At 66.3% G+C, this 25,677-nt stretch carries 24 protein-coding genes; 15 read left to right on the top strand and 9 right to left on the bottom strand.

Features of this window, described 5'->3' with window-relative positions; translation table 11 throughout:
• The first annotated feature begins 3 nt into the window (after nucleotides 1-3).
• The 4 genes from Q7514_RS02915 to Q7514_RS02900 are packed head-to-tail and all read left to right on the top strand — an operon-like array spanning nucleotide 4 to nucleotide 3,966.
• Nucleotides 4-939, top strand: coding sequence for an ABC transporter permease (locus Q7514_RS02915; RefSeq protein WP_330131738.1), 936 nt, complete (start codon nucleotides 4-6; stop codon nucleotides 937-939).
• A complete protein-coding gene (locus Q7514_RS02910) occupies nucleotides 936-1,856 on the top strand; it encodes an ABC transporter permease (RefSeq protein WP_330131737.1) in 921 nt (306 codons plus the stop codon). Before Q7514_RS02915 ends, Q7514_RS02910 begins: the two co-directional genes overlap by 4 nt.
• Entirely contained in the window at nucleotides 1,853-2,971 is a 1,119-nt protein-coding gene (locus tag Q7514_RS02905) for an ABC transporter ATP-binding protein (RefSeq protein WP_330131736.1), read from the top strand. Before Q7514_RS02910 ends, Q7514_RS02905 begins: the two co-directional genes overlap by 4 nt.
• On the top strand, nucleotides 2,971-3,966 hold the full coding sequence (locus tag Q7514_RS02900) for an ABC transporter ATP-binding protein (RefSeq protein ID WP_330131735.1): 996 nt from the start codon (nucleotides 2,971-2,973) through the stop codon (nucleotides 3,964-3,966). The genes Q7514_RS02905 and Q7514_RS02900 overlap by 1 nt, the downstream gene beginning before the upstream one ends.
• A 15-nt stretch (nucleotides 3,967-3,981) precedes the next feature.
• Here Q7514_RS02900 and Q7514_RS02895 read toward each other — a convergent pair whose 3' ends face one another.
• Both Q7514_RS02895 and Q7514_RS02890 read right to left on the bottom strand, forming a co-directional pair.
• Nucleotides 3,982-4,758 carry an SDR family NAD(P)-dependent oxidoreductase gene (locus tag Q7514_RS02895; RefSeq protein WP_330131734.1) on the bottom strand — a complete coding sequence of 259 codons (777 nt, stop codon included), beginning with the start codon at nucleotides 4,756-4,758 and terminating at the stop codon, nucleotides 3,982-3,984.
• A 114-nt stretch (nucleotides 4,759-4,872) separates the two neighbouring features.
• On the bottom strand, nucleotides 4,873-6,384 hold the full coding sequence (locus tag Q7514_RS02890) for a class I adenylate-forming enzyme family protein (RefSeq protein WP_330131733.1): 1,512 nt from the start codon (nucleotides 6,382-6,384) through the stop codon (nucleotides 4,873-4,875).
• 106 nt (nucleotides 6,385-6,490) lie between these two features.
• On the opposite strand from Q7514_RS02890, the gene Q7514_RS02885 reads away from it, so the two are divergent.
• From Q7514_RS02885 to Q7514_RS02875, 3 genes are read left to right on the top strand one after another with little or no spacing between them, the layout of a single operon-like run.
• Nucleotides 6,491-7,765 carry a CaiB/BaiF CoA transferase family protein gene (locus Q7514_RS02885; RefSeq protein WP_330131732.1) on the top strand — a complete coding sequence of 425 codons (1,275 nt, stop codon included), beginning with the start codon at nucleotides 6,491-6,493 and terminating at the stop codon, nucleotides 7,763-7,765.
• Nucleotides 7,762-9,030 carry an acetyl-CoA hydrolase/transferase family protein gene (locus Q7514_RS02880; RefSeq protein WP_330131731.1) on the top strand — a complete coding sequence of 423 codons (1,269 nt, stop codon included), beginning with the start codon at nucleotides 7,762-7,764 and terminating at the stop codon, nucleotides 9,028-9,030. Before Q7514_RS02885 ends, Q7514_RS02880 begins: the two co-directional genes overlap by 4 nt.
• A gap of 1 nt (nucleotide 9,031) precedes the next feature.
• On the top strand, nucleotides 9,032-9,799 hold the full coding sequence (locus Q7514_RS02875; protein WP_330131730.1) for an enoyl-CoA hydratase/isomerase family protein: 768 nt from the start codon (nucleotides 9,032-9,034) through the stop codon (nucleotides 9,797-9,799).
• A gap of 115 nt (nucleotides 9,800-9,914) precedes the next feature.
• On the opposite strand, the gene Q7514_RS02870 is transcribed toward Q7514_RS02875, so the two are convergent.
• Entirely contained in the window at nucleotides 9,915-10,160 is a 246-nt protein-coding gene (locus Q7514_RS02870) for a DUF2631 domain-containing protein (RefSeq protein ID WP_330131729.1), read from the bottom strand.
• A 155-nt stretch (nucleotides 10,161-10,315) separates the two neighbouring features.
• Between Q7514_RS02870 and dxr the strand changes: the two genes are divergently transcribed.
• From dxr to Q7514_RS02845, 5 genes are all read left to right on the top strand, one after another.
• A complete protein-coding gene (gene dxr / locus Q7514_RS02865) occupies nucleotides 10,316-11,470 on the top strand; it encodes a 1-deoxy-D-xylulose-5-phosphate reductoisomerase (protein WP_330131728.1) in 1,155 nt (384 codons plus the stop codon).
• A gap of 15 nt (nucleotides 11,471-11,485) precedes the next feature.
• A complete protein-coding gene (locus Q7514_RS02860; protein ID WP_330131727.1) occupies nucleotides 11,486-12,703 on the top strand; it encodes a M50 family metallopeptidase in 1,218 nt (405 codons plus the stop codon).
• 45 nt (nucleotides 12,704-12,748) lie between these two features.
• Nucleotides 12,749-13,900 carry a flavodoxin-dependent (E)-4-hydroxy-3-methylbut-2-enyl-diphosphate synthase gene (gene ispG, locus Q7514_RS02855; protein WP_132470474.1) on the top strand — a complete coding sequence of 384 codons (1,152 nt, stop codon included), beginning with the start codon at nucleotides 12,749-12,751 and terminating at the stop codon, nucleotides 13,898-13,900.
• A 123-nt stretch (nucleotides 13,901-14,023) separates the two neighbouring features.
• Nucleotides 14,024-14,860 (top strand): GNAT family N-acetyltransferase, encoded by an 837-nt coding sequence (locus Q7514_RS02850; protein ID WP_054717061.1) that lies wholly within the window; start codon nucleotides 14,024-14,026, stop codon nucleotides 14,858-14,860.
• Between the two features lie 117 nt (nucleotides 14,861-14,977).
• Complete coding sequence (locus tag Q7514_RS02845) at nucleotides 14,978-16,744, top strand: penicillin-binding transpeptidase domain-containing protein (protein ID WP_330132004.1); 1,767 nt, start codon at nucleotides 14,978-14,980, stop codon at nucleotides 16,742-16,744.
• Nucleotides 16,745-16,769: 25 nt separating this feature from the next.
• On the opposite strand, the gene Q7514_RS02840 is transcribed toward Q7514_RS02845, so the two are convergent.
• Entirely contained in the window at nucleotides 16,770-17,627 is an 858-nt protein-coding gene (locus Q7514_RS02840; protein WP_330131726.1) for a helix-turn-helix transcriptional regulator, read from the bottom strand.
• Nucleotides 17,628-17,741: 114 nt separating this feature from the next.
• On the opposite strand from Q7514_RS02840, the gene Q7514_RS02835 reads away from it, so the two are divergent.
• Both Q7514_RS02835 and map read left to right on the top strand, forming a co-directional pair.
• Nucleotides 17,742-19,367 (top strand): AMP-binding protein, encoded by a 1,626-nt coding sequence (locus Q7514_RS02835; protein WP_330131724.1) that lies wholly within the window; start codon nucleotides 17,742-17,744, stop codon nucleotides 19,365-19,367.
• A gap of 77 nt (nucleotides 19,368-19,444) precedes the next feature.
• Entirely contained in the window at nucleotides 19,445-20,302 is an 858-nt protein-coding gene (map, locus tag Q7514_RS02830; protein ID WP_330131723.1) for a type I methionyl aminopeptidase, read from the top strand.
• Nucleotides 20,303-20,322: 20 nt separating this feature from the next.
• Here the strand turns inward: map and Q7514_RS02825 are convergent, their stop codons facing one another.
• The 3 genes from Q7514_RS02825 to Q7514_RS02815 are packed head-to-tail and all read right to left on the bottom strand — an operon-like array spanning nucleotide 20,323 to nucleotide 22,348.
• Nucleotides 20,323-21,057 carry a hypothetical protein gene (locus tag Q7514_RS02825; protein ID WP_330131722.1) on the bottom strand — a complete coding sequence of 245 codons (735 nt, stop codon included), beginning with the start codon at nucleotides 21,055-21,057 and terminating at the stop codon, nucleotides 20,323-20,325.
• Complete coding sequence (locus tag Q7514_RS02820; RefSeq protein WP_330131721.1) at nucleotides 21,054-21,992, bottom strand: ABC transporter ATP-binding protein; 939 nt, start codon at nucleotides 21,990-21,992, stop codon at nucleotides 21,054-21,056. Before Q7514_RS02820 ends, Q7514_RS02825 begins: the two co-directional genes overlap by 4 nt.
• Nucleotides 21,992-22,348 carry a GntR family transcriptional regulator gene (locus tag Q7514_RS02815; protein ID WP_330132003.1) on the bottom strand — a complete coding sequence of 119 codons (357 nt, stop codon included), beginning with the start codon at nucleotides 22,346-22,348 and terminating at the stop codon, nucleotides 21,992-21,994. Before Q7514_RS02815 ends, Q7514_RS02820 begins: the two co-directional genes overlap by 1 nt.
• Before the next feature lie 114 nt (nucleotides 22,349-22,462).
• Between Q7514_RS02815 and Q7514_RS02810 the strand changes: the two genes are divergently transcribed.
• Entirely contained in the window at nucleotides 22,463-23,029 is a 567-nt protein-coding gene (locus Q7514_RS02810) for an alpha/beta fold hydrolase (RefSeq protein WP_408016020.1), read from the top strand.
• A 57-nt stretch (nucleotides 23,030-23,086) separates the two neighbouring features.
• On the opposite strand, the gene mtr is transcribed toward Q7514_RS02810, so the two are convergent.
• Together mtr and Q7514_RS02800 are read right to left on the bottom strand one after the other, a co-directional pair.
• Nucleotides 23,087-24,460 carry a mycothione reductase gene (mtr, locus tag Q7514_RS02805; RefSeq protein WP_330131720.1) on the bottom strand — a complete coding sequence of 458 codons (1,374 nt, stop codon included), beginning with the start codon at nucleotides 24,458-24,460 and terminating at the stop codon, nucleotides 23,087-23,089.
• A complete protein-coding gene (locus Q7514_RS02800) occupies nucleotides 24,457-25,500 on the bottom strand; it encodes an alpha/beta hydrolase (RefSeq protein ID WP_330131719.1) in 1,044 nt (347 codons plus the stop codon). Before Q7514_RS02800 ends, mtr begins: the two co-directional genes overlap by 4 nt.
• Nucleotides 25,501-25,677: the final 177 nt, after the last annotated feature.

Genomic DNA, 25,677 nt, shown 5'->3' with positions numbered 1-25,677 from the left:
GCGGTGTCCGTCGGGAACTTTCTCCTGCTGGTCTGGATGGTCAGCGCGGCGGTGTTCCTGCTTCTGGAGTTGATTCCCGGCGACCCCGTCGACGCACTGGTGCCACCGGGTGCGTCCGACGAGATGCGCGAGCTCGCCCGCGAGAGTTATGGACTGTCAGACCCGCTCGTGCAGCGATACTTCTCGTGGATCGGCGGAGTTCTCCAGGGCGACTTCGGACGCTCCTTCACCACACAGACACCGGTACTGACATCGATTGCCGAACGAGCACCGGTGTCTCTGGAACTCGCGATCCTGTCGATGCTGGTAGCGCTCGCGATCTCGCTGCCCGTCGGCATCTGGTCGGCATACCGGCCCGGCGGCCGCGTCGACAGGATTGCGACAGCGCTGACGTCGGCGACACTGGCCATACCGTCGTTCGCGCTGGGAGTCCTGCTCGTCTTCGTGTTCGGCGTACTGCTCGGTTGGCTTCCGACCCTCGGGTGGACACCGTTCTCCGAAGACCCGATCGACCATCTCCGGTACCTCGTACTGCCGGTCATGACCTTGGCTGCCGGGGAATGCGTGCTCTTCACCCGTCTGCTCAAAGGCGACATGATGGCGACCCTCCAGCAGGACCACGTCCTCTCGGCGCGAGCACGCGGACTGCCCACGTGGCGCATTCTGACCGGGCACTCGCTGCGACAATCCTCGTTCTCCCTGATCACCGTGTCCGGGGTGGTGATCGGCCGGCTCATCGGCGGAACAGTCATCGTCGAACTGATCTTCTCGATACCGGGCATGGGCACGCTGGTCGTCAATTCGATCCTGTCGCGCGACTTCATCGTCGTGCAGGCCGTGGTTCTGCTCAGCGCGTTGCTCTACCTGCTGATCAATACCGCCGTCGACGTCGCCTACCCGTGGCTGGACCCGCGCGTCCGGAAAGTGAGTGGATCGTGACAGATCTCGTCGGGAAGGCCAACCATATCGGAGCATCCGAGCAGGGGCCTACGATCGGTACGCCTACCAGTGCGGTGCCGGCTGCTGCGCCATTGTCTCGCCGACGCCGGCGACGCGAGTACGGTGCGTTGCTCGGTGCTGTCTGGATCGGTCTCGTCGTCCTCGCGGCCCTGACCGCACAGTGGCTACCGCTGCCCGACCCCAATGAGATCACCGACGAGTTCAGCGCGACCCCGGGATGGGGAGCGCACCCGCTCGGGACCGACTCATTGGGCCGCGACACACTCTCGCGATGCATCTACGGCGCGCGGGTGTCGATGACGGTGGCCATCGTCGGTACGACCGTGGCGATGATCATCGGCGTCACGGCGGGGATGGTTGCCGGGTACGTCGGAGGCTTTCTGGACCGGGCGATCTCACTGGTCATCAACTTCCTGCTCTCGTTCCCCGCACTGATCTTCCTCATCGCACTGGTGGCCGCACTCGGTCCGAGTCTGTCGACACTGGTGCTCGGCCTCGCACTGCTCGGTATCCCCAACTTCGCGCGTGTCGCGCGGGCCAACACGATCGCCTTCTCGGAACGTGAATTCGTCACGGCGGCGAAGGCGCTCGGAGCGGGAACGTGGCGGGTACTCACTCGGGAACTGCTCGCCAACGTGATGTTGCCTGTCATGTCGCTCGCGCTCGTGGTGATGGCGACGCTCGTCGTCGCGGAAGGCAGTTTGAGCTTTCTCGGACTGGGTGTTCCCCCACCCACGCCGAGCTGGGGCGGGATGCTCGCGGCCGGACGCGAATCCCTGAGGGAATACCCCCATCTCGTACTCATTCCCATGCTGTTCTTCTTTCTCACCGTGTATTCGTTCAACAAACTCGGGGACTGGGTGCGTGGCCGGGTCGGGAAGGAGTCGTCGGTATGAGTGGTGTCGAAAGTCTCGAGAAGGGGACCGAAGGGGCGGAGGCTACGCGGCGGGCGTCACTGCTGGAAGTGCGTGATCTGCGGGTGTGGTTCGATACGCCACGTGGCCTGGTCCGTGCGGTCGACGGCGTCGATCTGACAGTCGATGCCGGACGGACACTCGGCATCGTCGGCGAATCCGGCTCGGGAAAGTCCGTGCTGTCCCGCGCGATCATGAAAATTCTCGCGCCCAGCGCTCAGGTGCATCCGACCAGTGAGATCCGCTTCAACGGTGTGGATCTGGCGACCGTGTCGCCGAAGAAGAACAAGCACCTGTGGGGAGTCGATCTGTCGATGGTGTTCCAGGACCCGATGACCTCCCTCACTCCGGTCATGACGATCGGGCGGCAACTCACCGAAACCCTCCGGTTCCACCTGGATCTCGATCGGGCGCAGGCGAAGGCCGAAGCGATCAGATTGCTGACGCAGGTGGGGATACCCGAACCCGAAAGCCGGTTCGCTCGGCATCCGCACCACCTGTCCGGTGGTATGCGGCAACGCGTCACGATCGCGCTTGCGATCGCGTGTTCCCCGAAGCTACTCATCGCCGATGAACCGACCACGGCTCTCGATGTCACGGTGCAGCAGCAGGTACTCGAACTTCTCCAAGACCTGCAACGGAAATCGAAGATGGGAATGATCCTGATCACCCACGACCTCGGTGTCGTAGCGGGGCGTGCCGACTCGATCGCCGTCATGTACGCGGGTAAGATCGTGGAAGCAGGGCCGACGCGTCAACTGTTCGCGCACATGCGACATCCGTACACCCGGGCTCTGATCGATGCGATTCCGCGGCTTGCCCACCCGAGCCACACCTACCTGCCCTCGATTCCGGGGCGTCCGCCCACCATCATCGATCCTCCGCCGGGATGCAGTTTCGCGCCGCGATGCCCCTCGGCGCAATCCCGATGCCTGATCGAATCGCCGGTGCTGGTTGCCTCACCCGATTCGAGCGCGCATTCCGCGGCGTGCTTCTTTCCGCTCGGGACTCCGGCGGGGGAGAGCGCCCGCGCAACGAACGTCGCCGCGGGTGTCACCGCGGCGGGCACACTCGTCGACTCGAGGGACGTGACCTGATGGCGGGCAGTGGAGTGGCGCACCTGCGCGCCGATGACGACGTGGTGTTGAGCGTTCGGAACCTCACGGTGGAGTACGCCGGACGGGGGAGTGAGCGGGTCTTCGCCGTATCGGATGTGAGTCTGGACGCCAGGCGGGGAGAAACCATCGGTCTGGTCGGCGAATCCGGATGCGGAAAGTCGAGTGTCGCCAAGGCGATCATGCAGCTACCTGGGCCCACGTCGGGATCTGTGGTCGTCGACGGGTCGGACATCGTCGGGCTCCGTGCATCCGCATTGCGCGGACACCGGCGGAAACTGCAGATGATCTTTCAGGACCCGATTTCCTCACTGAACCCGCTGCGCAAGGTCAAGGACATCATCGCGGAGGGGCTGAGGATCCAGGGAGACGTGAGCAAGGCCGACGTCGACAAGCGGACCAGAGACATGATCGAACGGGTCGGGCTCGACCCCGAAGCCGCCCCGGATCGCCGACCTCACGAGTTCTCCGGTGGCCAGTGCCAGCGGATCTCGATCGCCCGCGCGATGGTCCTGGACCCGGAGATCGTGATCTGCGATGAACCTGTGTCGGCTCTGGACGTCTCGGTACAGGCACAGATCATCAACCTGCTCGCAGAGATGAAACAGCGCTACCGACTCACCATGGTGTTCATTGCGCACGATCTGGCGGTGGTGAAGAACGTGAGCGACCGTGTGGTCGTCATGTATCTCGGAAAGGTCTGTGAGGTCGCCGGTTCCGACGACCTGTTCACCTCACCCGTACATCCTTACACCCGTGCGCTGATCGACTCGATCCCAGATCCGGATCCCGATGCGCAGGTGGTTTCGGCCACCTCGAGCGGCGACCTGCCGTCGCCGTCGAATCCGCCGAGCGGATGCCGGTTCCGCACCAGGTGCCCGGCCGTGCAGGAGCGGTGTGCGGCCGAAGAACCGGAGATCCGTGAGCTGCGGCCGGGACATTTCGCGGCATGCCACTTCCCCGTCGGAGTGGGATGAGGGGCCGCGGCTCGGTTATCGCGCCGTCCAGCCACCGTCGACAACGATGGTCTGGCCCGTGACATAGCTTCCCGAGTCGCCGGCCAGCCATACGACGGCACCGACGATGTCGTCGGGGGTGCCTTCTTTCGGGAGCGGGGTGTTGCGGCGCAGGTACTCGGTCGCGCGTTCGCTCTCGTAGAGCGGGCCGGTGATCTCGCTGCGGAAGAATCCCGGCGCCACCGTGTTGACGCGGATCGAATGCCGTGCCCACTGCACGGCCAGTTCCGAGGTGAGGCCGGACAGCCCGAGCTTGCTTGCTGCATAGGAAGCCTGGGGGATTCCGGGGACACCCACGCGGCCGCTGATCGACGAGATGTTGATGATCGTGCCTCGACCGACAACGCACATGTGCGGGAACACATCCTGGGCGAGTCGGAACGGGGCGATCAGGTTGAGGTCCATGGTGCGCCGGATCGCGTCGAGCGGCTCGTCCTCGGCTCGCTCTTCGGTGAACATGCTGCCCGCGCCGTTGACGAGGATCTCCGGTGGGCCGAGCAGTTCGGCCACGGCCGGTACGACGGTGGCGACCTCGTCGAGATCCGACAGATCGCACGCGACCGCGACGCCTCCGATCCGCTCGGAGAGCTCCTCGAGCCGATCCTTTCGCCGGGCCACCACGGCAACCCTCGCACCGAAGGACGCGAGAGTCTCGGCCACCGTGGCGCCGAGACCCGACGAGGCACCGGTCACGATCGCGACCCGGCCGTCGAGGCCGAACATTCGTGCGGCGGTGTCGGGGTTCAGTGCCACAGGGGTCTCCTCGGATTCGAAACGCAGGACGAATTCTTGCAGTGTTGGGCGGCGGGGCAGGCCGATCGACGGATCGGGCCGGAACTACTCGTCAGGACACGCTGGAACCACTCGTCAGGACACGCCGGAACGGCGGTGCGCGTCGATCAGCTCGGGAAGCCCGGCGCGTCGGATCTTGCCCATCGCGTTGACAGGTAGAGCGTCGACCCGCGTCCAGACCTCCGGAACCTTGTACGGTGAGAGCTCGCGCCGGCATAGTTCGGTGAGTGCCTCGAAATCGGGTTGCTCGACCGGACTTTCGATCACCGCGGCGACCCGTTGCCCGAGCCGGTCGTCGGGGATCGGGTATACGGCGACCTTGGTGACCTCCGGGTGGGTGCCGATGACCCGCTCGACCTCGAGCGGGTACACGTTGGCGCTACCCCGGATGATGACGAGCTTCTTGCGGTCCCACACCGTCAGCCTGCCGTGCTCGTCGACGGTTCCGATGTCGCCGGTGGCAAGAGGGCCCGGCTCCGGAGGGCGAACTGCGCCGTCCTCCAGATATCCGAGCATCGGTGTCCACGCGTGCGCCCACGGACCGCTGTTCGCCGCGGTCAGCTGCAGTTCACCCAGCTCACCCGGGGGGAGGCGCTGACCCGCGTCGTCGTAGGCTGCCACGTCGAGATGCGGTAGGACAGTTCCGCTCGAGCGCGGCTGCCACTCGACACCCACGGGATCGATCGACACGACGGTGGGCGCCTCGGTCAGGCCGTAGGTGACGCGGGGATCGAGATGGTGTGCGTCGGCGAATGCTCGGCGCAATTCATCCGGCGTGTCGCTGCCGCCGCTCCAGACCTCTTCCAGAGAGTCGAGGTCGAGGTCGGGGCGCGCGGCGAGATCGTAGATCTGAGCGGGGGCTCCGTTCCACACGGTCACCTTGCGTGTGGCGATCCATTCGGCGACGCCCTCGAGATCCCGCCGGTTCATGACGACAGCGCATCCGCCGGCCTGCGCGGTGAGCAGAGTGGACAGCACCATGAGGTTGAGGATTGTGAACGGGAAGCTGTCGCCCTTACGCAGATCCGGGCCGTACCCCCGGGTGGCGACGAGGACCGCGCCAGGAAGCAGGAGATTGCGCTGGCTGTGGACCACCGCCTTGGGCTTTCCGGACGTGCCACTCGTGAAGGCGATTCCGGCGGGTGCATCGACGTCGAGGTCGAGCGCGGGCGTATCGCCCCCGCGGGCGAGCAGTTCAGCCCACCTGTCCGGATCTACTCGGCCGGGAGTGCTGAGCTTGCAGTGTTCACCGGCGAGGACGACTGTCGGCGTGCAGAGGTCGTGGAGGTACTGCTGTTCGGCGGAGGGGAGGGCTTCGCCGATGCCGGCCCACACGGCTCCGATCCGTTGTGTGCCGTGGAAGGCGGCGACGATGTCCAGATCGTTGGGGAGGCATGCCGCGACCCGGTCTCCGGGGCGCACCCCGAGTGACCACAGGGCACCGGCAGCCCGGCGGGCCTGGTCGTCGAGATCCGAGTACGACCAGATGCCCGAGGCGGCTTCGACGGCGGGCGCGTTCGGGCGCTCCACGAGCGCGGCATCGAGGACTCTGGCGACAGTTCCCGGGATGGCGTTGTTTTCGTCCACCCACCAGTCATACCACTATCCTTGTAAAGATTCATCTGATAGTTTGGCGCCCACCCGGACGGATGCGCATCCGGGATTTCCGACCCGACGCCGCGAGGTTCTGCAGATGAAACACCCAGGTCCCCTGTCCGGAGTGCGAGTCGTCGATCTCACGGCGATGGTGATGGGTCCATACTGCACCCAGATCATGGCCGACATGGGAGCGGACGTCGTCAAGATCGAACCGCCGGCCGGCGACAACACCCGATATATTTCGGTCGGGCCGGAGCCGGGCATGGGCGGCGTGTTCGTCAATGTCAACCGGGGCAAACGCAGCGTCGTCCTCGATCTTCGATCCGACGAGGGTGTAGCGGCACTGCGCGAACTCATCGCCGATGCCGACGTGTTCGTCCACTCGATGCGCGCTACCGCGATCGCCCACCTCGGATTCGGATATGACGAGGTGGCGGCCCTGAACCCGTCGATCGTGTACACGAATTGCTACGGGTACGGACGCGGCGGCCCCGACTCGAATCTCACCGCATACGACGACACCATCCAGGCGGAATGCGGGCTGCCGTCCGTGCAGGAGCAGCTGACGGGCGAATCCGGCTACGTCGGTACCATCATTGCGGACAAGGTGGCCGGACTGACGGCCCTGTACGCCACCATCATGGCGCTGTTCCATCGTGAACGGACGGGGGAGGGCCAAGAGGTCGAGGTCGCCATGTTCGAGACCATGGCGGCCTTCATGCTCGTCGAACACGGCAACGGGGCGATGTTCACGCCGCCGCTGGGGCCAGCGGTGTATCCCCGCGTGGTGGCGCCCAACCGGAAGCCCTACCGCACCAAGGACGGTCGGATCGCAGCGCTGGTCTACAACGACAAGCAGTGGAGCGCGTTCGTCGACGCCGTGAAACCACCGTGGGCGGGAGAGCATTTCGCGACGCTCGCTCAGCGAGCCGCACGCATCGACGAGGTCTACCGGCTGCTCGGCGACACCTTCCTCGAACGCACGACACAGGAATGGCTCGATCTTCTGCGCTCCCATGACATTCCGGCGGCGCCCGTCCGAACGCTCGACGAGCTGTTCGAGAACCCGCATCTCGAGGAAGTCGGCTTTTTCGAAGAGGTCGAATCGCCTTACGGCACGGTCCGATTCCCCGGGCCCCCGGCCTGGTTCTCGCGCACACCCGGCCGCATCTCGGGGCCCGCGCCCAGGCTCGGGGCAGACACCGACGAGATCATCGACGACCTGCGTGTCGCCGCCGCGGTGCGGCCGGTAGACGCCGCCGCGGTGCGGCCGGTAGACGCCGCCGCGGTGCGGCCGGTAGACGCCGCCGCGGTGCGGCATGAAGACACCGCCGCGGTGCGGTTCGACAACATCGAGCGTGACGCGTGAACGTCCTGGCGGCACCCGACATCGACGTCCGCGAGTTCCTGCGCCCCGGCGACCGCATCGTCATCGGGCAGGCCTGCGGCGAACCCACGACCCTCATCGAAGCCTTGATCGACCAGGGCGACGACATCGGCGACCTCACTGCGTTCGTCGCGACCAGCTTCTCGGGGATCTTCAGCCCCGAGACGGCAGGCAGCTTCAGGCTGTCGAGCATGGGCGCGATCGGTGCGCTGCGGTCGATGACGAAAGCGCATTGCCTCGACGTCATTCCGTGTCACGTCAGCCAGGTCGGGCCGATGATCGAGGCCGGCATCCTCGGATGCGACGTGGCCTTCGTCCAGGTGAGTGAAGCCGATGTCGACGGGAATCACAGCTACGGACTCATCAGCGACTACGTGCAGGCCGCGGTGGGCAAGGCCCGTGTCGTGGTCGCGGAAGTCAACGACCAGGTGCCGTTCACACAAGGCCTGTTGCTGCCCGCGTCGAGGATCGACTACGCCGTGCACACGTCGCGCCCGCCTGTCGAGGTGCCACCGGCCCGGATCAGTGATATCGACGAGGCGATCGCGCGACATGCCGCCGACTACATCGGCGACGGTTCCGTCATCCAGATGGGAGTCGGCGCGGTCCCCGACGCGCTGTTGCGGTTGCTGCCGGATCGCAAGGACCTCGGCGTTCATTCGGGGATGCTCGGGGACGGCCTCGTCGATCTCGTCGAAGCGGGTGCGGTGACCAACGCGCGCAAGCGAATCGACCAGGGTGTGTCCATCACCGGAGCACTCATCGGGACCCGGCGCCTCTACGATTTCGCGCACGACAACCCGCAGATCAGAATGTGCCCCACCTCGTACACCCACGACGCGGCCGTGCTCGCGCAGGTGGAGCGGCTGGTCACCATCAATTCGGCGATGGAGGTGGATCTGACCGGTCAGGTCAACGCGGAGCAGAGCGGCGCCGCCTATCTCGGCGGGACCGGCGGCCAGGTGGATTTCGTGCGCGCGGGATCCCGGTCGCCGGGAGGTCACGCCATCATGGCCCTGCCCGCGACCGCGAAGGCCGGCACGATCAGTCGGATCACCGCGACGTTGTCGGGCCCGGTCACCACAGCCCGCAGCGACGTCGACGTGATCGTCACCGAGTTCGGTGCGGCGGATCTTCGCGGCCGCTCGCTCGCCGAGCGGACGCGGCGACTGATCGCCATCGCCCACCCCGACTTCAGAGAAGACCTGGCGCGTGACGCCCACACGATCGAGCAGCGAGGTTTCTGAGATGAGCGACGCCGTGTTGTTCGATGCCCGCGAGGACGGTATCGCGATCATCACACTCAACCGCCCTGAGACGCGGAATTGCCTTGCCGAGGATGTCCGCGAGGGCCTGTACGCCGCGTGGAAACTGTTCGAATCCGACCCCGCGCTGCGCGTCGCGATCCTCACCGGAGCGGGCGACAGGGCGTTCTGCGCCGGCGGCGATCTCAAGGAGATGGTGCAGACCGGGATGCGGGTGCCGCCCCGCGATCTGATCCCTGTGCCGTACGACAACGTCGAGCTGACCAAACCGACCATCGCGGCGGTCAACGGCGCCGCGTTCGCCGGGGGATGGCTCCTCGCCCAGTCCTGCGACCTGGCCGTCGCGAGCACCACCGCCACTTTCGCGGTGACCGAGGTGAAGGTGGGCAGGAGCTCGCCGTGGGCGTCGCCCCTGATCCACATGATCCCGCAGCGGATCATGATGGAGATCCTGCTCACGGGCAAACCCATCACGGCCCAGCGCGCGTACGAGATCGGACTCGTCAACCGAATCGCGGACCCGCCCGCATTGCTCGACTCCGCACTCGAACTCGCCCGCGAGATCCTTTCCGGTGCGCCGCTGTCGGTCCGAGCGGCACGGGAGACGGTGATGCTTGCCACGGAGATGGGCCGATCGGCCGCGCTGCGGGCAGCACGACACGCTTCCGAGTACTGCTACAACAGCGACGACGCCCAGGAAGGACCGAGGGCGTTCGCGGAGCGGCGTGCACCCGAGTGGTCGGGGCACTGACAATCAGGTCGGGTTGTTGACGGGAGAAGCGTCCCGGGGACGACAACACCCGAGGTGCACGTGTGCACCTCGGGTGTTCGTGTGTTCGAGTCCGTCTCGGACGGGCCCCGCCGGTCTACCGGGGCTTGCGGCGCCTGACGATGTCGCGAACCAGGATGAAGACGATCACGGCGGCGAAGCCGATCAGGTACAGGTTCTCGACCCAGCCGCTGTGGTTGCCGATCATCATCAGCAGCAGGAATACTGCGAAGATCCAACCCAGGGCACGGAACAGCCGCGGAGCTTCACCGCTCCATCCCCACTCGGCCGACGGCACTTCCGCCGTAGAGACGTGAGTGGGCTGCAACTCGGTACCGGCCACCGTTGTTCCTCCTGCTCGCCAGATGCTGGTGTTGCCGCTAATCGTGACATACGACCGCCCGTCGTATGAAGTGGGGGCCGTACTCCGCGCGTCGCATTCGTCCCGGTCCGCCACCGCGGGGCGGAACCCTCGGTCGCATCAGCGACAATGTGTGCGTGGCCGACACAGAGACCTATGACCGCACTCGGGTGCTGCTTCTCGGCAGCACCGGCTCCATCGGAACCCAGGCGCTCGAGGTGATCGCCGCGAACCCCGACAAGTTCGAGGTCGTCGGCCTCGCCGCCGGGGGCGGCAACATCGACCTGCTCCAGGAACAGATCCGCACGACCGGTGTCACCGACATCGCGGTCGCCGATCCTGTCGCGGCATCCCGGCTCGACCTCCCTGTTCGGAGCGGCTCCGACTCCGTCACCCGGCTCGTGCAGGAATCCGAAGCGGACGTCGTCCTCAACGCATTGGTCGGCTCTCTCGGGCTCGAACCAACCCTCGCGGCCCTCGCGACCGGTGCCCGACTGGCATTGGCCAACAAGGAGTCGCTGGTCGCGGGTGGGGGATTGGTGACCGCGGCGGCAGCACCCGGGCAGATCGTGCCGGTGGACTCCGAACATTCCGCGCTCGCGCAATGTCTGCGGGGCGGCACCGGCGACGAGGTCGCGCGGCTCGTGCTCACCGCATCGGGTGGACCGTTCCGCGGCTGGACGGCCGCGCAACTCGACTCCGTGACCCCGGAGCAGGCAGGCGCGCACCCGACGTGGTCGATGGGACCGATGAATACGCTCAACTCGGCGTCACTCGTCAACAAGGGGCTCGAGCTCATCGAGACGCACTTGCTGTTCGGAGTCGACTACGACCGCATCGACGTCACCGTGCACCCGCAGTCGATCGTGCACTCGATGGTCACCTTCGTCGACGGTTCCACCCTTGCGCAGGCGTCGCCACCGTCCATGAAACTGCCGATCGCACTCGCCCTCGGATGGCCTCACCGGGTCTCCGACGCGGCGCCGGCGCTCGACTTCGCGACAGCCTCGACGTGGCACTTCGAACCCGTCGACAACGATGTCTTCCCCGCGATCGAACTCGCGCGCGCGGCCGGGCGGGGCGGCGGATGCCTCACCGCGGTGTACAACGCGGCCAACGAGGTGGCTGCCGAGGCATTCCTGGACGGTGCGCTCTCGTTCCCACGGATCGTCGGTACTGTGGAGGCGGTGCTCGGCGACGCCGATCAGTGGTCGGCCGAACCCGCTACCGTTGACGATGTGCTCGCTGCCGACAGCTGGGCCCGTGAGCGGGCTCGCACACTCGTCAAGTAGGAGGATCGGCCACACATGCTGTTCGTTCTGGGCGTCGTGCTCTTCGCCCTCGGCATCGCCGTATCCATAGCCTTGCACGAGGCCGGTCATATGTGGACCGCGCAGAAGCTCGGCATGAAGGTCCGGCGTTACTACATCGGTTTCGGGCCCCGTGTGTTCTCCTTCCGGCGTGGAGAGACCGAGTACGGGCTCAAGGCCATCCCGGCCGGCGGCTTCTGCGACATCGCGGGAATGACCGCGCTCGACGAACTCGAGCCCGACGAACACGACCGTGCGATGTACAAGCAGAAGACATGGAAACGCCTGGTCGTCATGTCCGGCGGCATCGCCATGAACTTCCTGCTCGGAATCGTGCTCATCTACGGGCTGGCGGTGACCGGAGGGCTTCCCAACACCGACAACCGCGCGGTGGTCGGCGCGCTGGACTGTGCAGCGCCGACTCAGGCCGGGCCACCGGATTACAAGCCGGCCGAGTGCTCGGGAACCGGCCCCGCTCAGCAGGCCGGCATCGAGGTCGGCGATGTGATCGTGGCGGTCGACGGTACCCCCGTCGAGACCTTCCGTGATCTCGTCACGGAGACACAGGCGCTGACGGGCACTGCGGAGTTCACGGTCGAGCGCGGCGACGAGACCCTCACGTTCCCGGTCGCAATCCAGCAGGTGCAGCGCTGGGTGTACGAGAGCACTGCCCCAGAGGCGGAGCCCGTCTCCCGGGAGGTCGGCGCGATCGGCGTCGGCGGCGAGCCGACCGTCCTCGAATACACCCCGCTGTCGGCGGTGCCGGCCACCTTCGAGTTCACCGGTTTCCTCGCGGTGCGCACCGCTGAAGCCTTGGTGTCGCTACCGAGCAAGGTCGCCGACCTGTGGACCGCGGTGACGGGTGGGGAACGGTCCATCGACACACCCGTGAGTGTCGTCGGCGCCAGTGTCATCGGTGGGCAGTTCGCCGAACGCGGAATCTGGGAGTCGTTCGTGCTGCTGCTCGCGCAGCTGAACTTCTTCCTCGGGGCTTTCAACCTGCTGCCACTGCTGCCGCTCGACGGCGGGCACATGGCCGTCGCGATCTACGAGCGCATCCGCAATTGGTTCCGGAATCTGCGCGGACTCCCGGTCGGCGCACCCGTCGACTACATGAAACTGCTACCACTGACATATGTCGCAGTGGTCATCGGCGGTGCGTTCATGGTGCTCACTCTCACAGCAGACATCGTCAACCCCATCCAGCTGTTCTGACCTGCGCCGGTAGAATCGCGCAGTAGCTACGAAAGAAGGCGAACTGTGACCAGCCCCGTCGGATTGGGCATGCCCGAGATCCCCGCCGTCCTCGCGCCCAGGCGAAAGACCCGGCAGCTCATGGTCGGTGGCGTGGGTGTCGGAAGCGACCATCCCATCTCGGTGCAGTCGATGTGCACCACCAAGACCCACGACATCAACGCGACCCTTCAGCAGATCGCAGAGCTCACCGCTGCCGGATGCGACATGGTCCGTGTCGCGTGCCCGCGCCAGGAAGACGCCGATGCGCTGTCCGCGATCGCGAAGAAGAGCCAGATCCCGGTCATCGCCGACATCCACTTCCAGCCGCGCTACATCTTCGCGGCGATCGACGCCGGCTGCGCGGCGGTCCGCGTCAACCCGGGCAACATCAAGGAGTTCGACGGCCGCGTCAAGGAGGTCGCCAAGGCGGCCGGCGACGCGGGTATCCCGATCCGTATCGGTGTCAACGCCGGTTCCCTCGACCCACGCATCATGGCCAAGTACGGCAAGGCCACACCCGAGGCGCTCGTCGAATCGGCGTTGTGGGAAGCAGGCCTGTTCGAGGAATACGGCTTCGGCGACATCAAGATCTCCGTCAAGCACAACGATCCCGTCGTCATGGTCGAGGCCTACCGTCAGCTTGCCGCCCGGTCCGACTACCCGCTTCACCTCGGTGTCACCGAGGCGGGCCCGGCCTTCCAGGGCACCATCAAGTCGGCCGTCGCATTCGGTGCGTTGCTGTCGCAGGGGATCGGCGACACGATCCGGGTGTCGTTGTCCGCCCCGCCCGCCGAAGAGATCAAGGTCGGCGGTCAGATCCTGCAGTCGCTGAACCTACGACCGCGCAAGCTCGAGATCGTCTCGTGCCCGTCGTGCGGTCGTGCTCAGGTCGACGTCTACAAGCTCGCTGACGAAGTCACCGCGGGACTCGAAGGCATGGAGGTCCCGCTGCGTGTCGCGGTGATGGGCTGTGTTGTCAACGGCCCCGGCGAAGCCCGCGAGGCCGACCTCGGCGTCGCCTCCGGAAACGGCAAGGGCCAGATCTTCGTCAAGGGGAAGGTCATCAAGACCGTGCCCGAGGCTCAGATCGTCGAAACGCTCATCGAGGAAGCGATGCGGATCGCGGAAGAGATGGAAGACGCCGGAGCGGGGTCCCCGACGGTGTCCATCTCCTGATACCGGTGGGGCGTGTGAGGCGCCTGCAAGGTACTCGGACACATGGAGCAGGACACGATTTCCCCGATGGCGTGACACATGGCACTCTGATTTCGTATCGGCTTGTCGACGGGTGGTGAGCGAGTGCTCAAGCTTCTTGGTGTCCGGTCGCTGGGAGGCCGCGACACGGTCGCGGTGCAACGGGTGCTCGCCCGCGACCCTGTGGCATCGTGCATGGTCGCCGGGCGTGTGGAGGAGTACGGACTCGACCACCGCTCGTTCGGCGGTGAGATGTGGAGTCGCGGTGGCCCCGACCAATCGTTGTGTTTCTCGGGCGCGAACCTGATTCCGCTCCTGGGCGATCCGGACGACATCCACGCCTTCGCCGAACGGGCCGCGCGCGGCCCCCGCCTGTGCTCCTCGGTGGTGGGCCGCGTCGAGTACGCACTCCCGATGTGGGAACTGCTGGAATCGACGTGGGGCCCGCCGCGTGAGGTGCGCGCGGAGCAACCGCTGCTCGTCCTCGACCGCGAACCCCTCATCGAACCCGATTCACGCGTGCGGCGCGTCCGGCCCGAGGAACTCGACCGGTATCTGCCCGCAGCGATCGCCATGTTCATCGAGGAGGTCGGAATCGATCCACGATCCGGCGACGGGGGAGCGAGCTACCGGCGTCGTGTCGCGAGCCTCATCGCTGCCGGACGGGCGTGGGCGCGATTCGAACGTGGCCGTGTCGTGTTCAAGGCCGAGGTCGGATCGGTGTCGTCGGCCGTGGGACAGATCCAAGGTGTCTGGGTGGATCCGGAGATGCGCGGTCAGGGACTCGGCACAGCCGGCACCGCCGCGGTCGCCGTGTCGGTCACAGCGAGCGGTCGTCTCCCGAGTCTGTACGTCAACAGTTTCAACGTCCGGGCGCGTGCCGCCTACGCGCGTGCAGGGTTCCGTCAGGTCGCGACATTCTGCACCGTGCTCCTGGACTGACGCGGCGCCTGAGCCGAATCCGGGCCACGAGCCCTTACGATGACGGCGATGAGACCTCGATCCGCTCCGTCGTGCCGTGCCGGCGGGAGATCCGCAGCCGTCATCACGACGCTGCTGATGCTCCTCGGGCTCGTCGCCGCCTGCACGCCGCGCGCAGCGGGTCCGGAACCGGCGGCCCAGCTTTTCCTGAATGCCTTGGCGGAACAGGATTTCGCGCGGGCAGCCGGCTACACCGACCGGCCGGACGACGCCGAGACCTCGCTTGTCGAAGTCTGGAACGGATTGCAGGCGGAGTCGCTCACGGCGACCACGGCGGGAGTCCGGATCGCCGGTGACTCCGCTGTCGTCGACTACAGCTACGAATGGCACCTCCCCAAGGATCGGGTGTGGGACTACACCGGTCAGTTGCAGATGGGTCGCAGCGGCGAGGACTGGGTGGTGCGCTGGTCCAAATCCGCCGTGCATCCGCAACTCGGTGATCGTCAGACCATGTTCCTGAGGAGCGATCCTGCGCCGCGGGCCCGGGTCAACGAGCACGCAGGAAGTGACGTCCTCGTGCCGGGCGTCGTGTACGGAATCGCGTTCGACGCCTCCCTGAGTCCCGATATTCCGGCTGCCGCTCGGTCGCTGTCGGCCACGCTCTCGCAGTTCGACAGGTCCCTGACGGCCCAGTCGATCGCCGAGTCCGTGACCGCCGCCGACGGACCGCGCGCGGTCGTACGTCTTCGCCAGGACGACTACGACCTCGTCGCCGGCGCGCTGTCGTCGATTCAGGGTGTCGTCGTCACCGAACAGGCAGACATGGTCGCGACCGACCGCACCTTCGCCCCGGACCTGGTCGGCCAGGTCAAGAAGACCGTCATCGACCAGGTCGACGGAACCGCCGGCTGGAGCGTGGTACTCGTCAACCAGTACGGCGTCGAAACCGGTGTTCTCACTGAAACCGCACCCCAACCCGTGCCGTCGTTCTCGATCAGCCTCGACCGCCCGATCCAGGTGGCCGCTCAAGCGGCGGTGGACGGTCGTACCGAGCAGGCGATGATGGTCGTCATCGAGGCCTCGACGGGTGCCGTGCTTGCGGTCGCACAGAACGAGGCCGCCGACAAGGACGGCCCGGTCGCGCTGATGGGCCAGTATCCACCCGGCTCCACGTTCAAGATCATCACCTCGGGTGCGGCGATCGCGAACGGGATCGCGACCCCGGAGACGATGGTGCCGTGCCCCGGCCGGATCACGATCGGCGAGCGCAGTGTTCCCAACTACAACGAGTTCGCGCTCGGCACGGTCTCGATGGCCACCGCGTTCGCGCGCTCGTGCAACACGACATTCGCCAAGTTCGCCTCCGAGATGGAGTCCGACGCGCTCACCGTGGCTGCCGCCCAGTTCGGTATCGGCGTCGGCCACGACGTGGTGGGCATGCCGACGGACTCGGGATCCGTCCCGCCCGCAGAGGATCTCGTCGAGCGCACCGAGGACGGATTCGGGCAGGGCAAGGTGGTCGTCAGCCCGTTCGGAATGGCGCTCGCCGCGGCGACGGTGTCGAGCGGGCACACCCCGATCCCGTATCTCATCCAGGGGCGGGAGACGGTCGTGGAGGATGAGGCGCCGCCGATCTCTGCCGAGGTGGTCGACGGATTACGCGGCATGATGCGACTGGTCATCACCAGCGGTACCGCCGACCGAATCCGCGATCAGGGGGACGTCTACGGCAAGACGGGTGAGGCAGAGGTCGAAGGTGGGTCGCACTCGTGGTTCGTCGGCTACCGCGGTGATCTCGCCTTCGCGACACTTGTGGTCCGCGGCGGGAGCTCGGACAACGCGGTGGGCGTCACGCGCGACATGTTCGCCGCGCTGCCACCCGAGTACCGGTCGGACGGAGCATGAACGGTGCGCCGCGGCCGCGACACGGTCAGGGCAGAAGGCCCAGCTTTCTCGCGACCGTGACGGCTTCGTGGCGGGAATGCACGTCGAGTTTGTTCATGGTGCTGCGCAGGTAGCTCTTGACGGTCTCGGGCCCCACCGCCAGGCGCCGGGCGATCTCGGCGTTCGAGCAGCCCAATGCCACGTAGGACAGGACATCCGTCTCACGCGTCGAGAGCGTGACCTCGGTATCCGACGGCGATTTCCCGACGAGGGCCGACGCGAGACGGTCGGACAGGGCTCTGAGATGTTGCTGGAGCTCGGCATCGTCGACGTCCTGTGCCAGCGCGCGCAACTCCGCGTGCACCTCCCGCACTTCGGTGGTGGCGATCGGCTCCTTCGTGTCGGAGGTGAGGTAGCCGAGCATAGCGACCCGTCGGTCCACCTCGTCACGCACCGTGATCTCGCTCGCGAGCCGGGTCGCAGCGTGAACGAACGCGTTCACGGCCCGATCTCCGAATTGGATTCGCTCGCGTACTGCGCCGTACAGCACGGCGCGTGCAGCACCACCGACCACGACCGGCACCGCCAGGATCGAGCGCAGCCCCTCTCCGAGTACCGGACGGTCGAAGTGATGGGTGATCGACGACGCGCTTCCGTAGTCGGCGACGGTCACCGGGCGTGCCTCGTCGAGTGCGCGGCCGCCGAGACCCGCGCGCGGCGGCACGACCACTCCCGCCAGACCGTTCGTCCGGGTACCGAGGAACTCGCTGAGGTGCAGATGCCCGCTCTTCACCTCACCGGCGAAGACAACGGGAACTTGCGCGTGCGAGGCGGTACGGCGCAGCTCGCTCCGCAGTGCGTCGCCGTCTCGGGGGCGAAGCAGGGATGAGGCAGCGGTGGACACGGTCGGCCACCCCTTTCCGGGGGTATCGGGAGGTTTCTGTGACAGGAATCATAGATCGTGCCAGGGTCGAGTGGGCCCGGGGCCCACGCCGATGCGCTACGAAAGGACGGACCGATGGCCGACACAGCGACCCGTGTGCAGGAACTTCTGGACCGCTACGATACAGCCGACGCCACTGCTGCCCGTCTGTTGTGCGACGACCACCCGGCCGATGCGGTGGCATTCACGGTGATCGACCCCGATCTCGGATCGACCGACCTGACGTTCGGCGACCTGTCAGAGCGGTCGGCGCGATTCGCGACAGCACTCGCCGATCTGGGTGTGGAACCGGGCGACCACGTCGCGACCCTGATGGGAAAATCCGCTGACCTCGTCGTCGCGCTGCTCGGAATCTGGCGCCGCGGCGCCGTCCACGTCCCGCTGTTCACCGCGTTCGCGCCGCCCGCGATCGCGTTCCGTCTCGGCGCGAGCGGCGCGAAGGTTGTCGTCGCAGACGGTGATCAGGTGGGCAAGCTCGCTCCCGGCGAAGACATCCCGCACGATGCGCCGTGGCAGGTGATCGTCGTAGGCGATGGGGACGGTGTCGGATTGGACTTCGCCGAGCTCGTCGAATCCCATTCCGCTGACGATCCGCGAGGTAGTGCGGTGTCGGTGGGCGGAGACGGTGGTCTCGTCCAGCTCTTCACATCGGGTACCACCGGCACCCCCAAGGGCGTCCCGGTGCCGGTCAAGGCCTTGGCTTCGTTCCACGCCTACCTCGAATTCGGTCTCGACGTCCGTGAGGACGACGTGTTCTGGAACGCGGCCGATCCAGGCTGGGCGTACGGGCTCTACTACGCGCTGCTCGGACCTCTGGCCGCGGGCCGCCGGAGTCTGTTGCTGCACGCCGGATTCTCCCCGGCGCTCACCTGGCACGTGCTCGACACTTTCGGCGTCACCAACTTCGCGGCGGCGCCGACGGTGTATCGGTCGCTGCGCGCCGACTCCGCCCCTCACGCCCGGATCCGTCTTCGGCGGGCATCGTCGGCGGGGGAGCCGCTGACTCCCGACGTGCTGGCCTGGTCGCGCGAGGAACTCGGTGTGGTGGTGCGCGACCAGTACGGGCAGACCGAGCACGGCATGTTCGTCGTCGATGCGTGGGCCGACGGGCTCCGCGACGATGTGCCGGAGCGATCGATGGGGAAGCCACTGCCGGGATGGACCTGCGCGGTCCTGCGCGACGACAGCGACGACATCGCCGAACCCGGCGAGCTCGGCCGGGTCGCGATCGACGTCGAGAACAGCCCGCTGGTGTGGTTCACGGGATACGTCGATGCCCCCGACAAGACCGCTACCCGATTCACCGACGACGGTCGCTGGTACCTGACCGGCGACGCAGGGAAGGTCGACGAGAACGGTTTCTACTTCTTCTCCTCGCGCGACGACGACGTCATCATCATGGCCGGCTACCGGATCGGGCCCTTCGACGTCGAATCCGTGTTGGTGATGCATCCGGACGTGGTCGAGGCGGCGGTCGTCGGTCTTCCCGACGAACTGCGCGGCGAGGTTCTCGAAGCATTCGTGGTGCTCCGCGACGGTGTCGACGGCGACGATGCGCTCGAATCGGACCTGCAACAACTCGTGAAGAAGAAGTTCGCGGCGCACGCCTACCCGCGTGCAGTCCATTTCGTCCCGCATCTGCCCAAGACTCCGAGCGGCAAGGTCCAGAGGTTCCTGTTGCGGCAAGGGGTCACGTCCTGAGCGTCCGTCGTGCGAACCGGGATCGGCGAGCGGGGCACGAGGCAACGAGGTGGTCGGGAGCGACTAACCTGGACCGCATGTCTACCCGTGCCCCGCTCGTCCCCGGAACCCCGACCCCCATCCGTGAGGTCCCCAAGTCCATCGAGCGCCCCGAGTACGTCTGGAAGCCCACGGCGAACGAAGGCAACGAGCCGTGGGTACAGACTCCGGAGACGATCGAGAAGATGCGCATCGCATCGAAGATCGCGGCGCAGGCGCTCGTCGAGGCGGGCAAGGCAGTTTCCCCCGGCGTGACGACCGATGAGATCGACCGCATCGCACACGAGTTCATGTGCGATCACGGGTCGTACCCGTCCGACCTCGGTTACCGCGGATTCTCGAAGTCGGTGTGCGTGTCGCTCAACGAGGTGATCTGCCACGGAATTCCGGACACCACCGTGATCGAGGACGGCGACATCGTCAACATCGACGTGACCGCCTACATCCACGGCGTCCACGGCGACACCAACGCCACCTTCCTGGCCGGCGACGTGTCCGAGGACGCACGCCTGCTCGTCGAGCGCACCCACGAGGCGACGATGCGCGCGATCAAGGCAGTCAAGCCGGGCCGGGCTCTCAACGTCATCGGCCGTGTCATCGAGTCGTACGCCAACCGGTTCGGATACGGCGTAGTGCGCGACTTCACCGGTCACGGGATCGGCGAGACCTTCCACAACGGACTCGTGATCCTGCACTACGACCGCCCTGACATCGACACCGTCATCGAGCCGGGCATGGTGTTCACCATCGAGCCGATGATCAACCTCGGCACCCCGGATTACGAGATCTGGGACGACGGCTGGACCGTTGTCACCAAGGACCGCAGGTGGAGCGCGCAGTTCGAGCACACACTCGTCGTCACCGAGACCGGTAGCGAGATCCTCACCCTTCCCTGAGATCTGGACCCTGCCTGAGATCAGGGTGCCGATCGATGCAGGATTCGCCACGCTGCGGCAGTACACACTGCCGCGATCGCGATCGGCAGCAACACGAGGGTCACCACGCGGGGTGTGTCGGCGAACCACGACCACAGGGCCGACCACGACTGCGTCCACGTCAGCAGGATCGATGCGAGCCCGACGGCCACGATGATGGCGGTGCCTGCGGTCAGCAGCCCCATTGCGCGCCAGCGCTGGTGGATCACGCCGGCGAGTACGGACAGCCCTACGACGAGTGTCAATGTGGCGAAGTAGCCGGTGAACTGGATCAAGGCGCTGTCGGTCAGGAATCGGAGTACTCCGAACATGCGCATCCGTACGCCCCAGCCGTCCGTCGCTTCCTCGACCACCGAGAGCGCCTGCAGGACCGCCGCGAACACGAACGATTGGACGAGTCCGATCAACACGATCGACGACATGAAATGTGCGCGAGTGCTGCCCAACCGCAGCGAGAACGGGAACATCTGCGTCATCGACAGCAGGTAGAAGGCGACGACGAATCCGTAGAGCGAGAGCACACTACCGGTGACGTTGTACTGCTGGTCGGTCGTGACCAGGGCGAAGATGACCCACGGGATCGCGAAGGCAGTGGCGAGTATCCCGGCGGGCCAGGCGATCAGCAGGGGCCACGCGACCGTCTGGATGCGTGCGACGGACCACACGCGTGCTGCTCCGGTGGTGACGGGGGCGGGTAGGGCGAGCGCGGCGGTCACAGCGGAGCCTCCTGTGTTGTCGATGCAGTCGTGGTGCGCGCGTGCGACTCGGTCGTGGGGTCAACGTGCAGATGTACGACGAGGTCCTGCAGCGACACGGCGTGGATGCTCACGCCGGCCGGCCGGCCGGTCTCGTCGATACCGTCGGTCCCGCTGAGGAAGGTTGTGCGGACGGTGTTCCCGAGGCTCTCGTGGTGGAGCACGGTGTGGCTGCCGACGACTCGGGCGACGTCGTCGGCCGGGCCCTCGGCCACCGCGGCGCTGGCGCGTGCGGTGTCGGTGTCGACGTCGAGGACCAGTCGGCCGCGGTCGAGCACGAGTACATGTTCGAGAAGGTCGGCGACCTCGTCGATGAGGTGTGTCGACAGGACGATCGTGCGCGGATGCTCCGCGTAGTCGGCGATCAGTTCGTCGTAGAACATCTTCCGTGCGACGGCGTCGAGGCCGAGGTAGGGCTCGTCGAAGACGGTCAGCGGTGCCCGCGAGGCCAATCCGACCACGATTCCCAGCGCCGACGTCATACCGCGCGACAGCTTCTTGACCCGGCGGTTCTCGGGCAGCGCGAACCTTTCGACGAGGTGGTGCGCGTAGTCGCTGTCCCACCGGGGGACGAGTAGTTCCGCGGAACTGAGCACGTGCCGGACGCAGACGGCGTCGGGATAGCGCTGGGTGTCCGCGACGAAGCACATCTGCTGCATGATTGCGGCGCTCTCGTACGGGTCGGTTCCGAAGACCTCGATCCGCCCGGAGCTCGGGAGTGTTTGCCCGGTGAGGATCTGCATCAGGGTGGTCTTCCCAGCGCCGTTGCGGCCGAGCAGTCCGTAGATGGTGTGGTCCTGTAATTCGAAATCCACGTCGTCGAGCGCGGTGAAGGCGCCGAACTGCTGCCGCAGCCCGCGTGCGCGGACGAGTGGAGGTGCGGGTGTGGCGGGCATCAGGCCTCCCAGTTGTCGAGCATCGCTTTGAGTTCTTCGGTCGTGACCCCGAGCTTGTCCGCTTCGCGGAGGAGTGGGGCGATGTACTGGAGCGCGAACCGCTCGCGGCGTCGCGCCCGGAGTGTGTCGCGGGCGCCGGTGCTGACGAACATGCCGATTCCCCGTTTCTTGTAGAGAATTCCGTCGGTGACCAGGGCATTCAGCCCCTTGGCTGCCGTGGCTGGATTGATGCGGTGGAACGCTGCGAGCTCGTTCGTCGACGGCGCTTGCTCTTCTTCGCAGAGTGAGCCGTCGATGATCGAGTTCTCCACGAGTTCCGCGATCTGACGGAAGAGCGGTTGTCCGCCGTCGGTCAACATGAGATCGACGTGGTGTTCGTCGGTTCATTACTCATGTAACTAACCATAGAACCGCGACGAGCGGGGTGCAATACCCGGGGCGCGACGGCCCGGCGTGTAGCGTTTGCGCGCATGGAAACCAGGACGGTGAGCGCCCCAGGGGGGAGTGTTCGGGTGCATGTCGGGGGGCCCGACAGTCGGCATACAGTTCTACTGCTTCCCGACGCAGGGGAGTCTGCAGGCGTGTACGACGTCGTGTGTGAGCGGCTGCACAACTCGGATCTCCGCACGGTCGTCGTCGACGACATCGACGGTCTCGGTCCGGCCGACGTGTTCGCGATACTCGATGACCTGGCACTGCCGTGGGTGCATCTCGTGGGCAGCGGAGCCGGCGCCGAACTCGCGTGGGCGGTTGCGGCAGGACGATTCGGACGGTTCGCGAGTCTTGTGGTCGCCGAACGTGGGCACCCGGCCGTCGCGGACGTCGACGGCACCGTGCGCGACGCTTCGGCGCCGGCCGCGGAGGTCCCCACCACCATCGTGATCGGGAGCGCAGCGCGGCGCGCGGAGGCCGATGGCTCGATGCGCTACGTCACCGGCGAATTCCGCGTGGTCGAACTCGACGGGGTCGAGAACATCCCGGCGCACGCACCGGCCGACTTCGCATCCGCGATCGCGCTCCGCACCGGAAGCTGGTAGACGAACGACGGCACCTCCCGGGTCCGAAGATCCGGGAGGCGCCGTTCATCGATCGGGTCAGAGACCCAGCAGCGCGTTCTCGACGACCTCGGGCAGTGCCGGATGGATCCAGTACTGGCCGGTGGCCATCTCCTTTGCTGTCAGACCGAAACTCATCGCCTGGATCAGCGGCTGGATCACGGTCGACGCCTGTGCCCCGATGATGTGCGCACCGAGCAGCAGGCCGGTGGACCGATCGGCGATCAGCTTGCAGAAGCCCTCGGTGTCCTCCATCGCCCAGCCGTAGGCGACGTCGCCGTAGTTCTGGACCTTGACCGAGATGTCGTACCCGGCGGTGCGGGCCTGCTCCTCCGTCAACCCGACGGTCGCGATCTGCGGATCTGTGAAGACAGCCGCAGGCACGAAACGGTGATCGGACCGCCGCAGCTCGGATGTGTCGCTACTCCACGCGTCGTGGAGCAGGTTGTACTGCACGACGCGAGCCTCGTGGTTCGCTACGTGCTTGAGCTGGTACGACGACGACACGTCACCGAGCGCGAAGACACCGCGCGCGGTGGTGCGCTGGAACTCGTCGACGACGATGCGACCCTCGTCGTCCAGCTCGATCCCCGCCTTCGCCACGTCGAGCAGGTCGCCGTTGGGTTCGCGACCGGTCGCGACCAACAGTGCATCGCCGGAGACAACGGTGCCGTTCTCGAGTTCCACTTCGACACCGTCGCCGACGGGCCGGAATCGGCGGGCCGGATCGGTCAGATGGACGTCCCACTTCTCACACGCCAGCGACGTGAAACGCTCCGAGACCTCGGTGTCGAGGTGGCGCAGCAGCGCGCCGCTGCGCGCGATCACCGACACCCTGGTGCCCAGCGCAGAGAACACATGCGCGAACTCCATGGCGATGAATCCGGTCCCGAGAATCACCAACGATTCGGGAAGCTTCGGCAGACGCATGATGTCGTCGCTCGTGTAATAGCGCACGCCGCTGTCCACAACGCTGCGGGGGACACTCGCACGTGAGCCTGCCGCCACGACCACCTGGTCGGCTGTGATGGTCTCGCCTGTGCCTGTGTCGATCCTGCGCTCACCGACGAACCGGGCATGCCCGCCGTACACGGTCACGTTGTCGCAGTCTTCGCGGCGGTAGCGTTCGCCGCCCGCTGCGATCGGGTCGATTCGTCCGAACACTCGGTCGACGATGTCGTTCCAGCGCACACCGTCGATCGAAGCGTCGACACCGTACTTGCCTGCGGTCCTGATCGTGCGTGCGACCTCGGCTGCATATACGTACATCTTGGTCGGGATGCACCCGACGTTGAGGCAGGTACCCCCGAAGGTGCCCTCTTCCAGGAGCGCGACGCGCTTGTCGTCGTAGCGTTCGTCGATGAGTGAATTACCCGATCCGGTGCCGATGATCGCGAGGTCGTAGTGGGTCACGCATGCTCTCCCGTGGTTCGTGGCCGGGCGTCATCCGCCCGGGCGCCGGCGGTCTCGTCGCCGGTCCTGTGACCGTCCAACCATTCCAGCCACAGGTCCAATTCCCGGAACGCCTCACCCAGCGGCAGCGGTGTGGAAAGGAACACATCGTGCCGAGCGCCGTCGATGGGCACGATCGTCGTCCGGTTGCCGAGGCACCCCGCCCACCGGGCGATCTGCCGGACATCGAGGACGGCATCGACGGTATCGATCTCGGGGTCGTATGCGGGCGCCGAACCGCTCTTCCCCGAACGCAGGATGAGCGACGGTACTCCGATATCGAGCCCGCGGTGCAGCTGCGCATGTCCGTGTCGGACCGCGCGGATCCAGCCGAACCTGATCGGGAATCCCGTCAGCGGTTTCCAGTCGAGGTCGTAGGTCCAGCCGCCCTGCTGCAGGCTCGCCCCGTAGGTCTCGAGCTTCGGGCCGGGGACCGCGTCCTTGGGGCGGAGCCGGCCGATGAGATCGATCGCGGCCGTGCCGACATTGCGCAGATAGGAGGGCCCCTGCAGGTCGAACCACGGGCTGTTCAGGATCAGACCTGTCACACCCGCTCCGCGGGCGCCGCCGGGGCGTCGCTGGAGGCGGTCGAGCCACAGCGGGAGCACGAGACCGCCGGTCGAATGGGCGGCGAGCAGGACGCCCCCGCGCACCTCGTCACGCACGAGGCGCAACGCCCGGTCGAGTTCGGAATCGTAGAACTTCAGGTCGGTGACGAAGTGGGGGGTGTGCTCAGGCCTCAGTGATCGACCGCATTTACGCAGGTCCAGCGCATAGAATCGGTAGCCCTGCGCGGCGAAGTGCTCGGCCAGGTGCTGTTGGAAGAAGTAGTCGGTGAAACCGTGGACGTAGAGGACCGCGCGATCGGGGAGATCGGCTTCGTCCGGCTGATACCGGACGAGCGTCGCGCTGATCTGTCCTTCCCCGTCCGGGTCGGTGCCCAGAGGTAGACTGAGCTGCTGGTATCCGTCGCCGAGGATGTCGGGCTGCCAAGTTGTCACTATCACACTGTATTGGTGACTGCGGTAGACGGAAGTGGGTACACAATTGGGTGAAGTGAAACGCCGGTCAACATCCGGGTAACCTGTTCGTCGCAGTCGGCACGATCGTGGTGATCTCGGTGTACGAGAGCGTCCATGTCCGTGTACGGGACACTCACGCGGGCGGACCACCACCGC

This window comes from Rhodococcus artemisiae (genome assembly GCF_036327795.1).
Classification (GTDB): Bacteria; Actinomycetota; Actinomycetes; order Mycobacteriales; family Mycobacteriaceae; genus Rhodococcus; species Rhodococcus artemisiae.
This window is presented reverse-complemented; position numbering and strand designations above follow the sequence as displayed.